Source organism: Actinocorallia sp. A-T 12471, assembly GCF_033875155.1.
Classification (GTDB): Bacteria; Actinomycetota; Actinomycetes; order Streptosporangiales; family Streptosporangiaceae; genus Actinocorallia.
This window is the reverse complement of the sequence record NZ_JAWZTE010000009.1, coordinates 84,046-102,418: the sequence shown is the minus strand read 5'-3', so window position 1 is coordinate 102,418 and position 18,373 is coordinate 84,046. Positions and strand designations below refer to the sequence as shown.

The window sequence follows — 18,373 nt, the reverse complement described above, 5'->3', positions numbered from 1 at the left end:
GGGTGGGCGGCGGCGACCCCGCGTTTTCGTCGGTCCGAGCGTAAGATTTACGCCGAACCGGGCACAGGGACACCGTTCTTGCCCGATCAGACAACTTGCCTGAAACATGTTCTAGCAACCGACGGTAAAGACCCCCTCGACGCGGGTCAACCTCGCTGTAGGCCCCATGCATGGCCGGATTGTGACGAGTGTTACATCACGGAAACTCTCATCCAGCAATCCGGACGGCCCCCGGACGCGCGAGGGCCCCGCCCCGGATACACCGGGACGGGGCCGCGAGGGCGTCGGGTCAGCCGTTCGGGCAGGTGCTGCGGAACTCCTCGACGGCCGTGCTGCGGGCCGGGCCGGGGCACAGGAACTGCTCGAAGCGCGTGTCGTTGTCGACGAAGCGCTTCAGCCACGAGATCGAGTACTTGGCGATCGTGGTGTTGGAGCTGTTCGGCGCGAAGTGCGAGGCGTTGTTCAGCTCGAGGTACGCCTTGTCCGGGTTGGACGGAAGGCTGTTGTAGAAGGGCTCGGCGTGGCTGGAGACCGAGGCGACGCTGTCGTTCTCGGCGCCGACGATGAACGTCGGGACGCGGTTGCCGGACCAGTTCTTGGTCAGGTTCCACGGCGTCAGCGGGATGCCCGCCTTCAGCGACGGCCGGGACTTGATCGCCTCGAGGACGCCGCCGCCGCCCATGGAGTGGCCCATGACGGCGAGGCGCGAGGAGTCGATGCGGGTGCGCACCGAGCTGCGCTGGGTCAGGTAGTCCAGGGCGGCCAGGAGCTGGCGGCCGCGGCTGTCGGGCTGGTCGAGGGTGGTGTTGGTGTCGATCGTGAAGACCACGAAGCCCTGGGAGGCGATGCGCGGGCCGAGCCACGCCATGCTCGACTGGTAGGCGGTGTAGCCGGGGGAGACGGCGACCGCGCCGAAGGTGCCCGCGCTGGTGGAGGTCGGGTAGTAGATCGTGCCGCCGCCGAAGCCGCTGACGGACAGGCTCGACACCGAGGTCTCCGACACCGCGAACGAGCCGCGGGTCGCCTCGATGCTGGAGTTGGTGGGCGCGGGACCCCGCTCGTAGGGGTTGGCCGCGGCCTGCGCGGGGGCCGCCGCGAACAGGCTCAGGGCCGCCACGGCGGCTGCGGCCGGCAGCAGGCGCAAAGCGTCAAGGCTCTTGCCGAACATGGGGGGACTCCTCTCGTCGCCGCGGCGGATGGGGCGGTGCTGCCGCGGGCGCTCGTCCCGAAGTCTGGGGCGCGGCCGCCTCCGGGGCATCGGCGAAACGACCTGCCGTCCCGCGCCCGGTTCTGGACCGGTCCGAAACCTAGATCACACCCCAAATCACGACAAATGTCGCTTACCGTGGTCGGGTGCGATCGCTGGGGTGGAAGCGCTGGTGGGACGGGCATCCGACGCTGGTCAGCGCGGTGCTCTGCCTCGGCGTCTTCGCCTTCTCGCTGATGTTGCTGCGGATGGACCCGCACGGGGAGATCCGCGAGATCCTCCCCGTCAACGTCGTGTTCGCCGCCTTGTGCACGCTGCCTTTGGCGCTGCGGGACCGGTGGCCGATCGGCGTGCTCGTCGCGGTGACGGCCGTCACGTCCGCGCATCAGGCGCTGCCGGGCGGCGAGTTCGTCGCGCTCCCCATCCAGGTCGCGATCTACAGCGTCGCGCTGCGCACCGACAGGCTGCGCGGCTGGCTCGCGGGGGCGGCCAGCGCGAGCTGGAGCGTCCTGATGATCGCCGTCGCGGGCCGCTGGGACTGGCAGCCGCAGCTCCTCGGCGTCTTCACCGGCGCGGGGCTCGCGGTCGCGCTCGGCGACGCCATACGCAACCGGCGCGCTTACGTCGCCGCCCTTGTGGAGCGCGCCGCGCGCGCTGAACGCACCCGTGACGAGGTCGCCGCCCGACGCGTCGCCGAGGAGCGCATGCGCATCGCGCGCGAGCTGCACGACGTCGTCGCCCACCAGCTCACGCTGATCAACGCGCAGGCCGCCGTCACCCTGCACCTGAACGAGGCGTCGGGCCACGTCGCGGAGGTGCTCGCGCACATCAAGGACGACTCGCGCGAGGCGCTGACCGAGCTGCGGGCCATCGTCGGGCTTCTCGGGAGCGGTGAGGACGAGTCGGACACCCCGCGCGCGCCGATCCCCGGAATCGAACGACTGGACGATCTGGCCAAATCGTTCAGACGGGCAGGTTTGGCTGTGGATATCTCGACTGACGGCGAGCCGCGACAGCTACCGTCGGCGGTGAACGTGTCGGGCTACCGGATCATCCAGGAGGCGCTCACCAACGTCCGCAAGCACTCGGGCGCGGACGAGGCGAGGGTGCGCCTCCGTTACGCGCCGGACGCGCTGCGGATCACCGTCGAGGACGACGGCCCCGGCGGCGCGCCCTCCGGCGACGGCGTCGGCCGCGGGCTGCTGAGCATGCGGGAGCGCGCCGCCGCCGTCGGCGGGTGGATCTCGGCGGGCCCGGGCGAAGGTGAAGGGTTCAAGATCGACGCCGAGCTTCCCCTGGGGGTGCGATGATCAAGGTGGTGCTGGCCGACGACCAGGCGCTCCTGCGCGGCACGCTGCGGTATCTGCTGAGCCGCGAGGCGGGCATGGAGGTGGTCGGCGAGGCGTCCGAGGGCGGCGAGGCGATCGCCCTGGCCGTCGAGGCGCGCGCGGATCTGGTGATCATGGACATCCGGATGCCCGGCATGGACGGCCTCGAGGCGACCCGCAAGCTCAAGGAGGCCCTTCCGGCCTGCAAGGTGCTCATCCTCACCACGTTCGAACTCGACGAGTACGTCTTCGAGGCCCTGCGCGCGGGGGCGAGCGGGTTCCTCGGCAAGGGCGTCGAGCCCGTCGACCTGTTGAACGGCATCCGGACCGTCGCCGCGGGCGAGTCGTTGCTCTCGCCGGCGGCCACCAAGGCGCTCATCGCGCGCTTCCGCGAAAGCCCCGGAAACCCGCCCAGATACGGGCTCGAGCGCCTCGCCGATCTCACTCCGCGTGAGCGCGAGGTGCTCTCGCTCGTCGCGTGGGGGCTGTCCAACGACGACATATCGCTCAGACTCCACTTGAGTCCGCATACGGTAAAGACGCACATCAACAGGACCATGTCCAAGCTCGGCGTCAGCGACCGGGCCCAACTCGTGGTCATCGCCTACGAGACCGGACTCGTCCGTCCGGGCGAGAGGTGACTCTCCGCATACCGCGGGTGCGGTAGGTGGAATACCCGCCGTGCTCCGATTCGGCGGGCGGTCTCGGGCGGCAAAGTTAATAGCGTCCTGTCCGAACTCCCGTGAAACGAGCAATCCCCCGTGTCCTGGTTGTCGAGAATCAGTCTCAAGCACCGCAAGCTGGTCGTCCTGATCACGCTCGCGGTGCTCGCGGTGGGCGCCTACGCGATCCCGACCCTCAAGCAGCAGCTCCTGCCCAACCTGAGCTTCCCCGCGGTGTCGGTGACCGCCGTGTACCCCGGCGCCTCCCCCGAGGTGGTCGAGGAACAGATCGTCAAGCCCATCGAGGACGCCGTCAAGGGCACCGAGGGGCTGGACTCCATGTCCTCCACCTCGCGGCAGAGCGTCGCGAGCATCCTGCTCATGTTCGAGTTCGGCACGGACACCGACCGCATCGTCGGCGACGTGCAGCAGTCGATCAACCGGCTGTCCGCGCGCCTGCCCGCCTCGGTCGACCCGCAGGTGATGACCGGCTCCACCGCCGATCTGCCCACCCTCACCCTCGCCGCGTCCGGCGGCTCCAGCCTGCGCGACCTGGCCGACAAGCTGCAGCGCTCGGTCGTGCCCGAGATCCAGGCGGTCGACGGCGTCAACGAGGTCACCGTCAGCGGTGAGCGCGAGCAGATCGTGCAGATCGTGCCGAACGCCGCGGCGATGGCCTCGCGCGGGCTCGATCCGTCCGCGATCACCGCGGCGCTCGGCGCGGCGGGCAAGACCGTCCCCGGCGGCTCGATCGCGGCCGACGGCCAGAACCTCAGCGTCCAGGTCGGCGGCCCGATCTCCTCGGTCAAGGACGTCCAGGACCTGTGGGTCACCCCGGCCGCCGCACCCGGCGGCGCGGGCGGCGCGGGCGCGTCCGGCGGGCCGGTCCGGCTCGGCCAGATCGCCGCGGTCACCCTCGCCGACACCGACGCCACCTCGCTGACCCGCACCAACGGCGCCGAGAGCCTCGGCCTGTCGGTCACCCTCAAGCACGACGGCAGCGCCACCAGCGTCTCCGACGAGGTCACCGCGATGCTGCCGGACCTGGAGAAGGCACTGGGCGACGGCGCGAAGCTGACCGTGATCTCCGACTCCGGCCCACCCGTCGCCTCGGCGGTGCAGGGCCTGGTGGAGGAGGGCCTGCTCGGCCTGATCATGGCCGTGCTGGTCATCGTGGTCTTCCTGCGCTCGGGCCGCTCCACCGCGGTCACCGCGATCTCGATCCCGCTGTCGCTGATCGTCGCGCTGATCACGCTCAAGTTCTACGACTACTCGCTCAACATGCTCACCCTCGGCGCGCTCACCATGGCCGTCGGACGGGTGGTCGACGACTCGATCGTCGTCCTGGAGAACATCAAGCGCCACCTCGGCTACGGCGAGGAGAAGCGCGCGGCGATCATGGACGCGGTCAAGGAGGTCGCGGGCGCGGTCACCTCGTCCACCGCGACCACCGTCGCGGTGTTCCTGCCGATCGCGCTGGTCGGCGGATTCGTCGGCGAGCTGTTCGGGCCGTTCTCGATCACCGTCACCGTCGCCATGGTCGCCTCGCTCATCGTGTCGCTGACCATCGTCCCGGTGCTCGCCTTCTGGTTCCTCAAGGTCCCCGACACCGGCGGCGACGTCGCGGCGTTCCGCGCCAAGGTCGAGGAGGAGGAGCGCGGCGGCCTGCTGCAGCGCTACTACGTGCCGGTCATCGAGTGGGCGGTGTCCTCCCGTAAGACGGTCCTGATCGGCGCGGTCGTCATCCTGGTCGCCACCTTCGCGATGGCGGGCGGGCTGAAGACGAGCTTCATCGGCGAGTCCGAGAACAACGCGCTGCGCGTCACCCAGACCCTGCCGGTCGGCACCGACCTGGCCACCACCGACGCCGCGGCCGACAAGGTCGAGGCGCTGATCAAGGGCACCGAGGGCGTCGAGTCCTACCAGGCCGTGGTCGGCGAGGGCAGCGGCGGCATGTTCGGCGGGGGCGGCACCAACACCGCGGGCTTCACCGTCGCGCTCGGCGATGAGGTCGACGCCGTCAAGGTCCAGGAGACCCTCGAGGAGCAGTTCGCGGCGCTCGGCGAGTCCGTGGGCGAGCTGAGCGTCGGGGCCGACAACGGCTTCGGCGGCAGCAGCGACATCCAGATCCTGGTCAACGCGGCCGACGACGAGACCCTCAAGGCCGGCGCCGAGCAGATCCGCGCGGCCCTCGCCGGGCTGCCGGAGCTCAAGGAGGTCACCACCGACCTCGCCGAGAGCGCCCCGCAGATCAGCATCCGCGCCGACAACGTCAAGGCCGCCAGGGCCGGGCTTTCGGAGGTCGCGATCGCCCAGATCGTCGGCCAGGCGATCCAGGGCTCGACCGTCTCCACGGTCACCGTCGACGGCACGGAGACCGACGTCGTCATCAAGAGCGGCGCGGACAAGCCGGCCTCGGTGGCGGCGGTGCGCGACCTCGCCATCCCGACCGCGGGCGGCGTCGTCAAGCTCGGCGACATCGCCGACGTCAGCAAGGTCGACGGCTCGGTCGAGCGCAGCCGCCTCGACGGCGAGCGCACCGCTACCGTCTCGGCGACCCCGGTCGGCGACGACCTGGGCAAGGCGAGCATGGCCGTGCAGGCCGAGCTCGACAAGCTCACCCCGCCCGAGGGCGCGACCTTCACCCTGGGCGGCGTCACCGCCGACCAGGAGGAGGCTTTCGCCCAGCTTGGCCTGGCGATCCTCGCGGCGATCCTGATCGTCTTCCTGATCCTCGTCGCGGTCTTCGGCAGCATCCGCCAGACCCTTGTGCTGCTTGTGTCGATCCCGTTCGCGGCGACCGGCGCGATCCTGCTGCTGCTCATCACCGGGGTGCCGCTGGGCGTCGCCGCGATGATCGGCCTGCTGATGCTGATCGGCATCGTGGTCACCAACGCGATCGTGCTCGTCGACCTGATCAACACCTACCGCGAGCAGGGCATGGGCGTCCACGAAGCGGTCGTGGAGGGCGGCCGCCGCAGGCTCCGCCCGATCCTGATGACCGCCCTGGCGACCATCTTCGCCCTGGTCCCGATGGCCCTGGGCATCACCGGCCACGGCGGCTTCATCTCCCAGCCCCTGGCCATCGTCGTCATCGGCGGCCTGCTCAGCTCGACCCTGCTCACCCTCATCCTCATCCCGACCCTCTACACCATGGTCGAGTCCCGCCGCGAAGCCAAACACGCCAAGCCCACCCCACCCCCCACCCCCACCCCCGCCCTAGAACCCGTCTCCTAACCAGCCCCTACCTCCAGGCCCCCGCCCTCCCGGCGGGGGCCTCCCCTTTCCCCCCACCCCGCCCCACCACCCAAACGCTTCACCCACCTTCCCCACCCCAACCGACCGCCCAGGGTCGGGTCTCCCCACCTTCCCCTCCCCGCCAGCTGCCCGGGCTCGGCTTCACTCGGCCTCGCCGCCCTGGCCGTGTGCCCGGGGAGCTTCCGCTGTCGAGCCGGTACCTCCCGGCGAGAGATGGGCGGTCAGCCAGGGCTTCCCGCCCGTCCGAGTGCCCGGGTGGGGCTTCGCCCGGCTTCGCCGCCTGGACAGATGCCCAAGGCGCGATTTCGTCCGCTTTCCCCGCCCCGGCCCGCTACCCGGGACGCGGCCTCGTCCCGCTTCCCCACCCCGGCCCACTGCCCGGGACGCGGCCTCGTCCCGCTTCCCCACCCCGGCCCACTGCCCGGGACGCGGCCTCGTCCCGCTTCCCCGCCCTGGCCGAGGGCCCGGGCGGGGTCCCGTCCGGCTCCCCGCCCCGGCCGAGTGCGCGGAGTTCGGCTTCGCCGCGCGGACGAGTGTCGGGGGCGGGCTTCCGCTCGGCTTCGCCGCCCGGACGGGTGCCCAAGGCGCGGATTCACTCGCCTTCCCCGCCCCGGACGGGTGCCGGGGAGCGGTTTCGCTCGGCTTGCCCGACTTGGCCGGATGCCCGGGGGCTTTCGTTCGGCTGGACGGGGGCGGGATCAATGGTGCTCGGTCGGTCCTTGACGCTCGGCGGGTCCTCGGGGGTCCTCGGGTAAGCCGTTGGAGACGGGTGGTGGGGGCGGGGCGGGGGCCTCGGTCGAGACCTCATCCGGGGCGAGTGCTGGGCTTGGGGGCGGTGCTGGGCCCGGGGCGGGTGCTGGGCCCGGGGCGGGTGCCGGGCCCGGGGCGGGTGCCTGGGACGGGTCGTGGGCAGGGGACGGGTCGTGGGCCGGGGGTGGCGCGGAGGCCGGGTCAGGGGCCGGGGGCGGCGCGGGGGCCGGGTCAGGGGCCGAGGGTGGGACGGGGTCCTTGGTCAGGACCCTGTCCTGGGCTTGGGCCTGGGCCAGGGGCTGGGGCTGGGGCTGGGGCTGGGCCGGGGGTTGGGTGGGGGTGGGTGGGGGCGATGCCGCCGAAGACCTTGTCGAGGATTACCGCGACGGGGTCGCGGGTGGCTGTGGGCTGCGGGGTGGGCTTTGGGGGGTCGGGCTCTGGGGGTGGGGTCGGTGGCGGGAGTTGAGGGTTGGGCTGCGGCGGGTGGGTGGCGGCGGTGAGGAGGAGGGAGGCGGCGGGGGCGGGGAGGCGGGTGGTGGGGGATTTGGTGAGGAGGGCGGTGAGGAGGGGGCGGAGGAGGTGGGCGTTGGTGGTGGGGAGTGGGGGGTCGCGGTGGACGGAGGCGGCTATCTCGCCGAAGGTGCGGCCGGGGAAGGGGTAGCGGGCCTCGATGAGGACGTAGAGGAGGACGCCCAGGGACCACAGGTCGGAAGCGGGGCCGGCCGCGGAGGTGAAGCGTTCGGGGGCCATGAAGTGGGGTGTGCCGATGAGCTCCTTGACGGTGATGGTCCGGTATCCGGTGATGGTGGCGGTGCCGAAGTCGACGAGGCACACCGCGGCCCCGAGGTCGTCGGACGAGTCCCGCAGGATGACGTTGGCGGGTTTCACGTCGCGGTGGACGACACCCTGGCCGTGGATGGCGGTGAGCGCGTTGAGGACGGCGCGGCCGATCACCGCGGCGTCGCGTTCCGGCAGCCCGCCCGGCGACGCGTCGAGCACGTCGCTGAGCGTGCGTCCCTCAACGAGTTCCATGACGATCCACGGCCCGTCGTCTGGAGGCCGTCCTTCGACGTAGTCGTGGACGACGACGACGTTCGGGTGCCGTATCCGCGCGGCCGCCCGGGCCTCGCGGCGGACGCGGGCGAGCGCGGTCTCGAGTTCGGCCTTGGTCCTCGTCTGGCCGAGGTGGATCTCCTTGAGCGCGACGGGTCTGTCGAGGGCGAGGTCGCGGGCGCGCCAGACGCTGCCCATGCCGCCCTGTCCGAGGGGCTCTTCGAGGAGGTACCGGCCCGCGACGGGCCGTCCGGGGACGCCCATCGCGGTCAGTCGCGGCCGAGCGGGCGGTCTTCCGGCCCGTCGCCCCACATGTCGTCGCGCGGCGCGGGGATCGACGGTCCGGCCGGCCCCCACACGTCGGCGAGGTCGTCGGGGACCGCGGCGTCGCCGACGGGGGCGGGGTCCCAGATCCGGTCGAGCCGTTCTGCGGAGCGCGGCGTGCGCGGCTCGGGCGGCGCGGGGGCGGGCCCCTTGCCCCAGACGCTCTCGAGCTCGTCGTGGGCGGGCGCGGGCCGGTGGACGGGTTCCGGATCCCAGATCGCCGCGAGGTTCGCCTGGGGGCTCGCCGCGCGCCGGTTCCGCTGCTGGACGGGTCCCGCGTCCTCCCACACGTCGGCGAGGTCGTCATGCCCGGGACGGCCCGATCCTCCGGAGATGTCGCGTTCGGCCTTGCGGAGCTCCTCGCGCTCGCGCATCTCCCCGATGACCTCGACGTTGGTCCGCGGCCCGATCGTCATCAGCAGTTTGACGAGGATCGGCAGGCACTCGATCGTCGTGATGAACAGGAACAGCAGGAGCCGTGCGGCCTGGAGCGAGCCGTTGCCCGCGGTGGCCTTGTCAAGCGCCTCGAGGCGCAGCAGGAGGCCGCCCTCCTGCTGGTTGTTGCCCTGGAACCGCTCGAGCAGGTCCTTCTGTCCGGCGGTGAGGACGTCGAGTCTGTCCTCGATGCCGGGAAGGTCCTCCTGGGCGTGCTTCATCCTTGTGGCGCGGCTGTCGGCGTCGTCGGCGGTGAGGACGTCGGTGCGGTCGGCGATGTCCCGCTCGATCTGCCTGACCCGCTTGGCGGCCTGGTCGTAGCGGTCCTCGGCGGCCGCCGCGAGCGGCCCGTCGCCCTTCTCGCACTTGCGGCCCTGGCGGTCGGTGCCCTGCTGTTCGCAGCGCATGTCGAGTTCGGCGTTCGTGCGGACCTCGAGCGCCGCGTCGAGGTCGGCGCGCAGCCCGACGAGCCTGGGATCGTCCTCGACGTCCTTGGGCGCGTCGCCCTTGCTCGCGATGACCTGCTTGAGCGCGTCACGCTGCTGTTCGAGCCGGGCGATCTCCTTGCCGGTGTCGCCCTCCTTGAGCCGCTGCTGGTACTGGTCGGACGCGGTGACGCGCATCGTGTCGAGCTCGCGGCCGATCTCGTCGTCGAAGATCGCGAGGATCAGCGGGGTCGAGATGATCACGCCGAACAGCAGCGCGAGGAACAGCCGCGGCACCATGAGGAACAGGTTCCGCAGGACGCCGCTCGACCGCCGCATCGACGTCACGAGCCACCGGTCGAGGGTCATGACGGCCCAGCCCCACGCGAACCCGCCGACCACCGCGAGCGGCCAGGGCGCGTCGAACACGATGCGCAGCGCCGCGGCCATCGACAGCGCGGCCATGGACGCGGTGATGAGGATCGCGCCGCCGACCCCCTCGTACCTCGCCCGGTCGCCCGGGCTGCGTTCGAGGTCCTCCCTGGAGACCCCGGAAAGCCAGATCAGATCAGTCTTCACAGCGCTTCTTCCTCGCGGCCTCGTTCTCGCCCGGCGCCCTGCCGACGCCCCCGTCTGCCGGGCGACGCTCTCACGGGAGACGGCGTCCGCATCCCCTCAGACGAGGGTTTCCAGGTCTCCCAAACGCGACATCCTTCTCGCGCGACACGCCTACCCGTCGTCCGCTCCCCCCAAGAGGTGAACCTTTGAGCAGTCCAGAGCCCATGCGCAGGATCGGCCTTTGGGGCGCGCCGAGCTGCGGCAAGACGACATATCTCGCGTCGCTGTTCATCGCGGCGGCGCGGGCGAAGTGGGCGTTGGTGGGCACCGACAGCACGGCGACCGACTTCATGACGGCCAACACCGACCTGCTGTACCAGCGGAGGTTCCCGCCGCCGACGTTCGTCATCGACAACATGAGCTGGATCCTGCGGGGCACGTCGCACAGGGGCGCGCACCTGCCCGGCGCGCCCGCGCCGCGCCCCACGACGATCCGGCTCGACCTGATGGACTCCCCCGGCATGCTGTTCGGCCTCGGCCAGCAGCCGCCCGAGGACGAGGACGACCTTGGCTACCCCGCCGAGGACGGCAAGGGCGGCGGCACCGCGGCGAGCTTCGACGAACTCGTCGACAGGCTCGTCGGCTGCGAGGGCATCCTGTACCTGTACGACCCGGTGCGCGAGCGGGACATGGGCAACGAGTTCCGCTACTTCCAGAACGTGCTCCAGCGGATCGCGCAGATCTGCGAGGAGAAGGGCATGTTCCAGGGCCAGTACCTGCCGCACAAGATCGCGGTGTGCGTCACCAAGTTCGACGACGTCCGCGTGCTGCGCACCGCCTACGAGCGCAAGTACCTCACCTACGACCCCGCCGACCCGCACAGGTTCCCCGTGCTGATCCCCGAGCACGCCGAGAACCTGTACAGCGACCTGCTGCGGGTGTCGTCGGGCGGCGGCGCGGTGCAGGTCCACGAGACGATCAAGACGTTCTTCCACCGGCGCCGTATCCGCTACTTCGCTTCGTCGGCGATCGGCTTCTACAAGGACCCGCTGGCGCAGCACTTCCAGATGCGCGACTTCAGCAACGTGCAGCCTGGCGAGCACGACGACGAGTTGCGCATCCGCGGCCCGATCCGTCCGATCAACATCCTCGAGCCGCTGCTGTGGCTCGGCGACGACGGCCAGGCCGCCCGCTAGGAGGGGGGCAGCATGGCACCGCAAGAGGGCGCGGGCACCACGACGCTGACCGTCCACTGGGCGCTGTGGAGCAAGCAGCAGGGCACGCGTGAGGACTTCAGCGTGCTGAACGCGAGCAGGGGGCTGTACAGCAAGGCGGAGTTCGCGAAGATGCTCCGCTACTTCGCTTCCGGCAATCCGGACTCCGACAGGTCGCTGCCGAGGGCGGTGCTGAGCTGGGTCGGCGGGAAGCGGCCGTCGGTGGGGTTCTCGGTGCAGAAGGCGTCACGCGTACGTGACGGGGCCGGACGTCCCGTACCGCCGACCTACCACTTCTGCGTGCCTTGGGAGCAGCTGAGCGCGCGGCCCGTCGCCTACGCCGACCTCTTCGACGCGCTCGCCCCGCTTTCGGACGAGGTGACCGAAGGCCGCCGCGCCGAGCCGCTGCATGTGCCGGTCAGGACGCTTGATCCCGGACGCGTCGCGGAGCTCGCCGCGCGCTGGGCGGACGGCTTCGCCCTGCCCGCCGTCATGACGGCGTCGACGCTGCTGCTCGGGCCGCGTCAGGTGTGCCTTTCGCCGGACGGCCTCGGCGTGCGGAGCAGGCTCGACTTCCTCGACGCCGCCCTCGCGCTCCTGCCGTACGGGTACCGCGCCCACTTCTCCGGCGGCACCTGGGCGTCGCCTTCCGCGCGGCACCCTCTGCTGCTGTTCTTCGCCGACCGGCCCGCGACGGCGGACAACCGGGTGAACCTCTCGCCGGCCCAACCCCGTCCCGTTTTTGCGGACTCGCGCGAGCAACGGCATATCGGGATACTGCGGGAGATCTTCGGATATCCCCGGCCCGACGGCCCCCCGGCGTTCCCCGGGCTTTCCGATGACGAACGCCGCGCCGTCCTGTGCGAGCTCGTCACCAGGCTCGCCGAGGAGACCGACCCGCGCCTGCCGGACGACGACCACGCCCTGCGCGTCCTCGACGGCCACCGCCGCGCCCTGTGGGCCGCGCGGCTGCCCGCCGCGCGCACCCTGGCCGACGCCCGCGCGGCCTTCGCCGACGACCTCTGGGCGTTCTCACGGCTGTCGGCGGGCAACCGGACGGCGACGCTCACCCTCCTGATCGAGCAGGGCGACGAAGGCGACGAGGAGGCGATCCTTGCGGGGTGGGCCCGCACCGAGGATCAGCCCTGGGAGGCGCTCGCCGCGCGCTACCGGCCCGTCCTGTGGCCCGCGGAGCAGACGGTCAAGGAACCGCCGCTCCCCCCGATCCCGCCCCACGACGACTACCTCGCGCGCCTCCTCACCCCGCCGGACGACCCCGCGCGGTTCGCGTCCGGCCTCCCGAGGGCCGGGGCGCTGCTGCTCGAGCTCGCCGACGTCCCCGGGCTTCCCGACCTCCCGAAGCTGCGCGCCGCCCTGCTCGGCGACGCGCTCGACGTCGCGTGCGAGTGCGCCGCGCAGGCCGCCGAGCGGTGGCCCGCTCAGCCGGACAAGGTGAGAGATGTCCTGAAAACGCTGTTCGACGGGCGGCTCATCCCGTTCGACGGCCTCCTCCAGCGCAAGCCGAAGGTCGCGAAAGACTGTGTGCGCGGCCCGCTCGCCTCGGCCGCGCCGCGCGTCCACGCGCTGCTCAGGTTCACCCGGCACCTGTGGCTGACGCTCCCGCCGCACACCGTCACCGAGCTGCTCGCCTGGTTCGTCGCGACGCGGGCGGAGCGCGCCGGGGAGGACCACTGGCACACGCTCCTCGACATGCAGAGCCCGTGGAACGACCTGGCGTCGGCGGCGTTCGGCGTCATGCGGCTCGTGTGCGCGCCCGAGGCCGCCGACGGCCCGGACGGCGACTGCTTCGTCTTCTACCTGCGCCACGCGGGCTCCGGCCTGCCCGCGGAACTCGCCGAAGGGCTGCGGCGCCTCGCCTTCGGGATCGAGGGCGAGGCGGGCGGTCCCCTCACGCGGGCGGCGCACGGGCAGGACCCCGAGCCGCTCCCGCGCAAGCCGACCGCCGACCCCGACCCGGTGGCGGAGACGCGGGTGGAGGCCCTGCCCGCCGCGCCGACCGCGCGCGACGGCGTCGACACCGCGTGGCTGGGCGGCGTCACCAGCGCGAACGCCGGGGCGCTGCTCGGCGGGCCCGCGACGGACCGGGAACTCCTCGCCGAGGCAGGACACGGCGTCTTCTCCGACGAGGACTTCGAGACGAAAGCCGCGGCGGTGAGGCGGCTCGCGGAGGAGATGCTCGGGATGCGGGTCTCGGAGCAGGTCAGGCAGCGGCACGACGGGCTTTCCGAGCTGCTCAACGAACTCCTCCGGCTGGGCCGCGAGGACGGGGGCGGGCATGGGTGAGACGCTGACCGTGCTGGCGGATTGGGCGGTCGCCACCCGGCGCGGGGACGGCGGGTACAAGGTCGAGGAGTGCGGGCCTCAGGGGCTGAGCGCGGAGCAGTACGCGCGGGTGCTCGAGAGGTTCGATCCGGGGCCGCTCGCGGAGGATGAACCGCGCGTCACGGTCAGCTGGGTGGGACGGGAGAGCGAAGCCCGCCTGGGGATGCTCATCGAGCGGGACGGCAAGGCGCGATACGTCTGTCTGCCTTGGCGCGCGCTCCAAGACAACCCCGTGTCTTACCTGGCGCTGTATCTGGCGCTCTGTGACGTGGACCTTGGCGAGCCCGTCAGCGTCCCGGTTGAGGAGGCGAAGGGGAGGGCCGCCGAACTCGTCGAGTACGGGGTGCAGAACGTCGGGGCCGTGGCGGCGCTGTTGCTCGACGGGCGTGACGTCGCCGTCACGGGGGCCGAAGGGACGGGTGCGGTACAGCGCCTGCACTACCTCGACGCGGTCACCTCGCTCCTTCCGTACGGCTACCGCTTCCGGCTGACGGCCTCTACGGGGGTCGACCACGCCGCGCCCCGGCGCATCGCCTTCGGCTTCGGACGGCTCGCGCCCGCCGGCGGCGTCGGACTCGACTGGAACGGGACGCGCGTCCCCGCCCCGCGCACTCCCCCGGCCCGCGAGTACGCCGCACTCCTCGCCGCACGCATCCCGGACAGACCCGCCCTTGTCCGGCTCACCGCCAAGATGACGGCGTCCGCGCGCCCCCTCCACCTGACCGACCCCGCCCCCGCCCTCGCGGCCCTCAGAACACCCGAACATCCCGCACAACCCCGATGGCGCCTCCCACACGAGGACCGCGACCCGCCCCCCTCCCCCACCGGACTCCCCATCCACGAATACCCGCCTTTCCCCCCACCCTCCGACGATCCCACCCCGCCCGCCGCACCACCCCAAGCCCGCCCCGACCCGCCCGCCGCGCCACCCCGATCCGAGCCCTACCCGCCCGGCCCGTCAGGCTGGGCGGAGCCCGTCGCGAACGGCGTCGCAGGCCGCCCGTCCGGCATGTCGGGCCCGGCCGAGCCCTTCGCGAACAGCCCGTCAAGCTGGGCCGAGGACGTCGCGGGCGCGGCGGGCCGAGCGTGGCCCGATCCCAGCGGCGTATCGGGCCCGGCGGAGCCCTACCCGACCGGCGCGTCGGGCCGGGGCGAGGCCGTCTCGAACGGCGACACAGGCCGCCCGTCCGGCATGTCGGGCGCGGCGGGGGTGGCGGGGCGGCTTGTGGGCGGGGCGTCGGTCGACGCGGTGTTGCGGGGGCTGCGGCGGGCCGATGCCGAGGCGGCGGCCGAGGCGGTCAGGGCGCTGCCCGAGGAGCTGCGGGCGCTCGGCGTGCGGCCGGACGTCGCCGAGCGCCGCGCGGTCGCGCTCGCCAGGGGGCTCGCCGAGCGGGACGAGGGCAGGGCGGCCATGGTCGCCGCCGCGGCCTCGGGCCTGGCGTTCCACCTCGAACTGCTCGCCGCGGCCCAGGAAGGCGGGGGCCGCCTTGGCGTCGAGGAACTCGAGGTGCTCGAAGACGCCGAACGGCTGCTCCACGACCTGCTGGAGCGCGCGAGGTCCCGGCGCGGACGCGTCGGCAGGCTCCCCCGCGTCGGCCGAGGCTGGGCCCGCCAGGACGAGCAGGGATAGCGACGAACCAGACGACGGCAGAAAGGAGACCCCCGTGTCCGTTGACGCCCCCGAGGTGAGCGCGGGCGACACCGCGTGGGTGCTCGCCAGCGCGGCGCTCGTGCTGATCATGACGCCGGGACTCGCGTTCTTCTACGGCGGCATGGTCCGCGCGAAGAACGTGCTCAACACGATGCTGCAGAGCTTCGCGGTGATGGCGGTGGTCGGCGTCTCGTGGGTGGCGTTGGGCTACTCGCTGGCCTTCGGGAAGGGCGACGCGTTCGTCGGCGACTTCGACGCGGCGTTCCTCACCCGTCCCGACGCCCCGGTGCCCGGCCTGGAAGCCCTGACCGTGCCGCCCGTCGCGTTCGTCGTCTTCCAGATGATGTTCGCGGTGATCACCCCCGCGCTCATCACCGGATCGGCGGTCGAACGCTGGCGGTTCGGCGCGTTCCTCCCGTTCACCCTGATCTGGTCGCTCATCGTGTACGCGCCCATCGCGCACTGGGTGTTCTCGCCGTACGGCTGGGCGTACGAGATGGGCGCGCTCGACTTCGCCGGCGGCACCGTCGTGCACTGCAACGCGGGCGCGGCGGGCCTCGCGCTCGCGGTGGCGCTCGGCCGCAGGGACGGCTGGCCGCGCCGCCAGTCCGCCCCGCACAATGTCCCGTTCATCCTGCTCGGCGTGTCCCTGCTGTGGTTCGGCTGGTTCGGGTTCAACGCCGGTTCCGCCCTGAAAGCCGATGCGATCGCCGGATACGCGTTCCTCAACACCAACACCGCGACGGCCGCCGCCGTCCTCACCTGGATCGCGGTCGAACGCGCGCTCGCCCAACGCCCGACGACGGTCGGGGCGGCCTCCGGCGCGATCGCCGGACTCGTCGCGATCACCCCGTGCGCGGGCTTCGTTGACGTCCGGGGCGCGCTCGCCGTCGGCGTCGCGGCGGGCCTGTGCTGCGTCCTCGTCGTGCCGCTGAAGGGCGTCCTGCGGGTCGACGACTCCCTCGACGTCGCGGGCCTGCATCTGACGGGCGGCCTCGTCGGCTCCCTCATGGTCGGCCTGCTCGCGACGGCCCGGATCAACCCGGCGGGCGCCGACGGCCTCCTTTACGGCGGCGGATACCACCAGCTGCTCGTCCAGCTCGTGGTGGTCGGCGCGGTTTCCGGCTATTCGTTCGGCGCGACCTATCTGCTGGTGAAGGCGCTCGACCGGCTGCCTTTCGCACGCGCCAACCGGGTCTCCACCCAGGACGAGCGGACGGGCCTCGACCTCGCCCTGCACAACGAGCGCGCCTATGCCCGCCAGGGGCACGAGGACGAGCGGACATAAACCCACCAATCGGACTTTTCACCCTAAGTCCAACAGATAACGCAAACCCCCGAGTATGACCTACGACACTAACGCGCGCCCGGCACGCGAATCCCAAAGACGCGCCTACCTGCGCCTCCCCTCCGTGGAACGTGACAATTCACCCCAAGACCCCCGAAGTACTGCATCGCGTTAGACCCCTGCGGCCTCCGGCAGATAACAGAAAATGTCACTTCGGGCTGCCGAATACGGCATGCTGCCACCTGCGTAAGAAATCGTGTCCGTCGCGTGATGAGGACCTGGTCCATGTCTACGGCTTCCCCACCCGCCAAAGCCCCCCGTCCGCCGGTCGAACGGGCCCTGCTCGCCTGGCTGTGCTGTGTCCTCGCCGCGGGGGCGGGGTGGGTCTGGGCGGTCACCGCCGTGCCGCGCGACCTCCGCGAGGTCACCGCGTGGGGAGGCGGCGGCGCGGCCCTCGTCCTGTGCCTGTCGTGCGCGCTCACCGTGTACTTCGCCGCAAGGGGACGCTGGGACGCCGCCCGCGTCGCGCATGCCGCGACCGAGCTCAACGGGATCGAGACCGAGCTGTACCGGATCGGCGAGGAGTCCCTGCCGACCCTCGTGCGACGGGCCCGCGACGGCGTCGCCCTCGAGGCGATGCTCGGCGAGATCCACCGCCCCGCCAACGTCACGCTCCAGCGGCTGCTGCACACCGTCGCCGCCGAACTGCACGCGGCCGAGCAGCGCACCGCCGCCGCGGCCGTCGCGGCGGCCGACCACCGCACGGAGGTCGGCGCGCTCACCGACGCCGCGCTGCCGGAGATCGTCCGCCTGGCCCGCGACGAGCGCGCCTCCTACGAGACAGTCCTCGCCGCCGTCGACCGGCCCGGCGACGCCGAACTCGGCAGGCTGCTCGAAGCCGTCGCCGAGGCGGTCACCAGCGGCGAGCGGCGCGGCGGCGCGGCGATGGCCGCCTGCGCGAACGCCGCCGCCAGGGTCCAGGCCCAGACGACGAGCCTGCTCGCCGAACTGCGCGAGATGGAGCACAGGTACGGCGACGACAAGGTCTTCGCCGACCTGCTGGAGATCGACCACCGGGTCTCCCAGCTCGGCCGGCTCGCCGACTCCATCGCCCTGCTCAGCGGGGGCCGCACCGGCCGCCGCTGGACCAAGCCGATCGTCATGGAGAGCATCCTGCGCGGCGCGATGGGCAGGATCGACGCCTACCGGCGCGTCCGCCTGCACAACACGAGCAAGGCCGCCGTGGTCGGCTACGCGGCCGAGGGCGTCATGCACGCGCTCGCCGAGCTGATGGACAACGCCACCACGTTCTCCGCGCACGGCAGCGAGGTCCACGTCTACCTCGAGGAGGAGGACGCGGGCGTCATCATCACCATCGAGGACAGCGGCCTCGGCATGCGCAAGCGCGAACGGCAGCGCGCCGAGTCCCTCGTGTCCGGCCCCTACGACCTGCGGACGATGCCCGGCACCCGCCTCGGCCTCGCCGTCGTCGGCCGCCTCAACGCCAAGTACGGGCTCAAGGTCAACTTCCGGCCCTCGTCGCGCGGCGGCACCGGCGTCGTCATGATGATCCCGCGCCAGCTCGTCACCCAGCCGCGCCCGGACAACCCGCCCGCCGCGCTGTCCTCCCGCCCGGTGACGCCCCCGCCCGCGTCCCAGAGCCCGCTGGAGGCCGCCGCGGCGTCCCCCGGGGGCGACTGGAGCGACCTGCCCAAGCGCCCGCGCGGCGCCGCCCTGGCCGCCTCGGGCCACCTCGATCTCCCGGCCGAGCCCGCCCCCGCGGCGGACCTTCGCGAGTCCGGGGCCCGGTTCGCCGCATTCCGGCGGTCCGGGAAAGACGCGTCGCAGAACCAGGACGAACGATAGGAACCGGCTTC

The 18,373-nt window shown here is 72.2% G+C and carries 11 protein-coding genes; 8 read left to right on the top strand and 3 right to left on the bottom strand.

Annotated features, from left to right (window positions below; all coding sequences use genetic code 11):
* Positions 1–289 precede the first annotated feature (289 nt).
* Complete coding sequence (locus R9X44_RS23720) at positions 290–1,168, bottom strand: alpha/beta hydrolase (RefSeq protein ID WP_319816460.1); 879 nt, start codon at positions 1,166–1,168, stop codon at positions 290–292.
* A 185-nt stretch (positions 1,169–1,353) separates the two neighbouring features.
* Between R9X44_RS23720 and R9X44_RS23715 the strand changes: the two genes are divergently transcribed.
* The 3 genes from R9X44_RS23715 to R9X44_RS23705 all read left to right on the top strand — a co-directional run bounded on the left by R9X44_RS23715 (position 1,354) and on the right by R9X44_RS23705 (position 6,434).
* Entirely contained in the window at positions 1,354–2,517 is a 1,164-nt protein-coding gene (locus tag R9X44_RS23715) for a sensor histidine kinase (RefSeq protein WP_319816459.1), read from the top strand.
* On the top strand, positions 2,514–3,176 hold the full coding sequence (locus R9X44_RS23710; RefSeq protein ID WP_319816458.1) for a response regulator transcription factor: 663 nt from the start codon (positions 2,514–2,516) through the stop codon (positions 3,174–3,176). Before R9X44_RS23715 ends, R9X44_RS23710 begins: the two co-directional genes overlap by 4 nt.
* 120 nt (positions 3,177–3,296) lie before the next feature.
* The gene (locus R9X44_RS23705; protein WP_413774977.1) at positions 3,297–6,434 is read left to right on the top strand and encodes an efflux RND transporter permease subunit; all 3,138 of its coding nucleotides are present in this window, start codon (positions 3,297–3,299) and stop codon (positions 6,432–6,434) included.
* 1,002 nt (positions 6,435–7,436) lie between these two features.
* Here the strand turns inward: R9X44_RS23705 and R9X44_RS23700 are convergent.
* On the bottom strand, positions 7,437–8,522 hold the full coding sequence (locus R9X44_RS23700) for a serine/threonine-protein kinase (protein WP_319816456.1): 1,086 nt from the start codon (positions 8,520–8,522) through the stop codon (positions 7,437–7,439).
* A gap of 5 nt (positions 8,523–8,527) precedes the next feature.
* Positions 8,528–10,021 carry a DUF4407 domain-containing protein gene (locus R9X44_RS23695; RefSeq protein ID WP_319816455.1) on the bottom strand — a complete coding sequence of 498 codons (1,494 nt, stop codon included), beginning with the start codon at positions 10,019–10,021 and terminating at the stop codon, positions 8,528–8,530.
* A 185-nt stretch (positions 10,022–10,206) separates the two neighbouring features.
* On the opposite strand from R9X44_RS23695, the gene R9X44_RS23690 reads away from it, so the two are divergent.
* From R9X44_RS23690 to R9X44_RS23670, 5 genes are all read left to right on the top strand, one after another.
* The gene (locus R9X44_RS23690; RefSeq protein WP_319816454.1) at positions 10,207–11,196 is read left to right on the top strand and encodes a hypothetical protein; all 990 of its coding nucleotides are present in this window, start codon (positions 10,207–10,209) and stop codon (positions 11,194–11,196) included.
* A 12-nt stretch (positions 11,197–11,208) separates the two neighbouring features.
* Positions 11,209–13,518 carry a hypothetical protein gene (locus tag R9X44_RS23685; protein WP_319816453.1) on the top strand — a complete coding sequence of 770 codons (2,310 nt, stop codon included), beginning with the start codon at positions 11,209–11,211 and terminating at the stop codon, positions 13,516–13,518.
* Complete coding sequence (locus R9X44_RS23680; RefSeq protein WP_319816452.1) at positions 13,511–15,187, top strand: hypothetical protein; 1,677 nt, start codon at positions 13,511–13,513, stop codon at positions 15,185–15,187. Before R9X44_RS23685 ends, R9X44_RS23680 begins: the two co-directional genes overlap by 8 nt.
* A 34-nt stretch (positions 15,188–15,221) precedes the next feature.
* On the top strand, positions 15,222–16,496 hold the full coding sequence (locus R9X44_RS23675) for an ammonium transporter (RefSeq protein ID WP_319816451.1): 1,275 nt from the start codon (positions 15,222–15,224) through the stop codon (positions 16,494–16,496).
* 285 nt (positions 16,497–16,781) lie between these two features.
* Positions 16,782–18,362: an ATP-binding protein gene (locus tag R9X44_RS23670; protein WP_319816450.1), complete on the top strand. Its 1,581-nt coding sequence runs from the start codon at positions 16,782–16,784 to the stop codon at positions 18,360–18,362.
* The last annotated feature ends 11 nt before the right edge of the window (positions 18,363–18,373 follow it).

Coding starts and splice junctions, on each gene's coding strand:
- R9X44_RS23710 (WP_319816458.1), top strand. CDS start 2,514: ATGATCAAGGTGGTGCTGGCCGACGACCAGGCGCTCCTGCGCGGCACG.
- R9X44_RS23720 (WP_319816460.1), bottom strand. CDS start 1,168: ATGTTCGGCAAGAGCCTTGACGCTTTGCGCCTGCTGCCGGCCGCAGCC.
- R9X44_RS23670 (WP_319816450.1), top strand. CDS start 16,782: ATGTCTACGGCTTCCCCACCCGCCAAAGCCCCCCGTCCGCCGGTCGAA.
- R9X44_RS23685 (WP_319816453.1), top strand. CDS start 11,209: ATGGCACCGCAAGAGGGCGCGGGCACCACGACGCTGACCGTCCACTGG.
- R9X44_RS23700 (WP_319816456.1), bottom strand. CDS start 8,522: ATGGGCGTCCCCGGACGGCCCGTCGCGGGCCGGTACCTCCTCGAAGAG.
- R9X44_RS23680 (WP_319816452.1), top strand. CDS start 13,511: ATGGGTGAGACGCTGACCGTGCTGGCGGATTGGGCGGTCGCCACCCGG.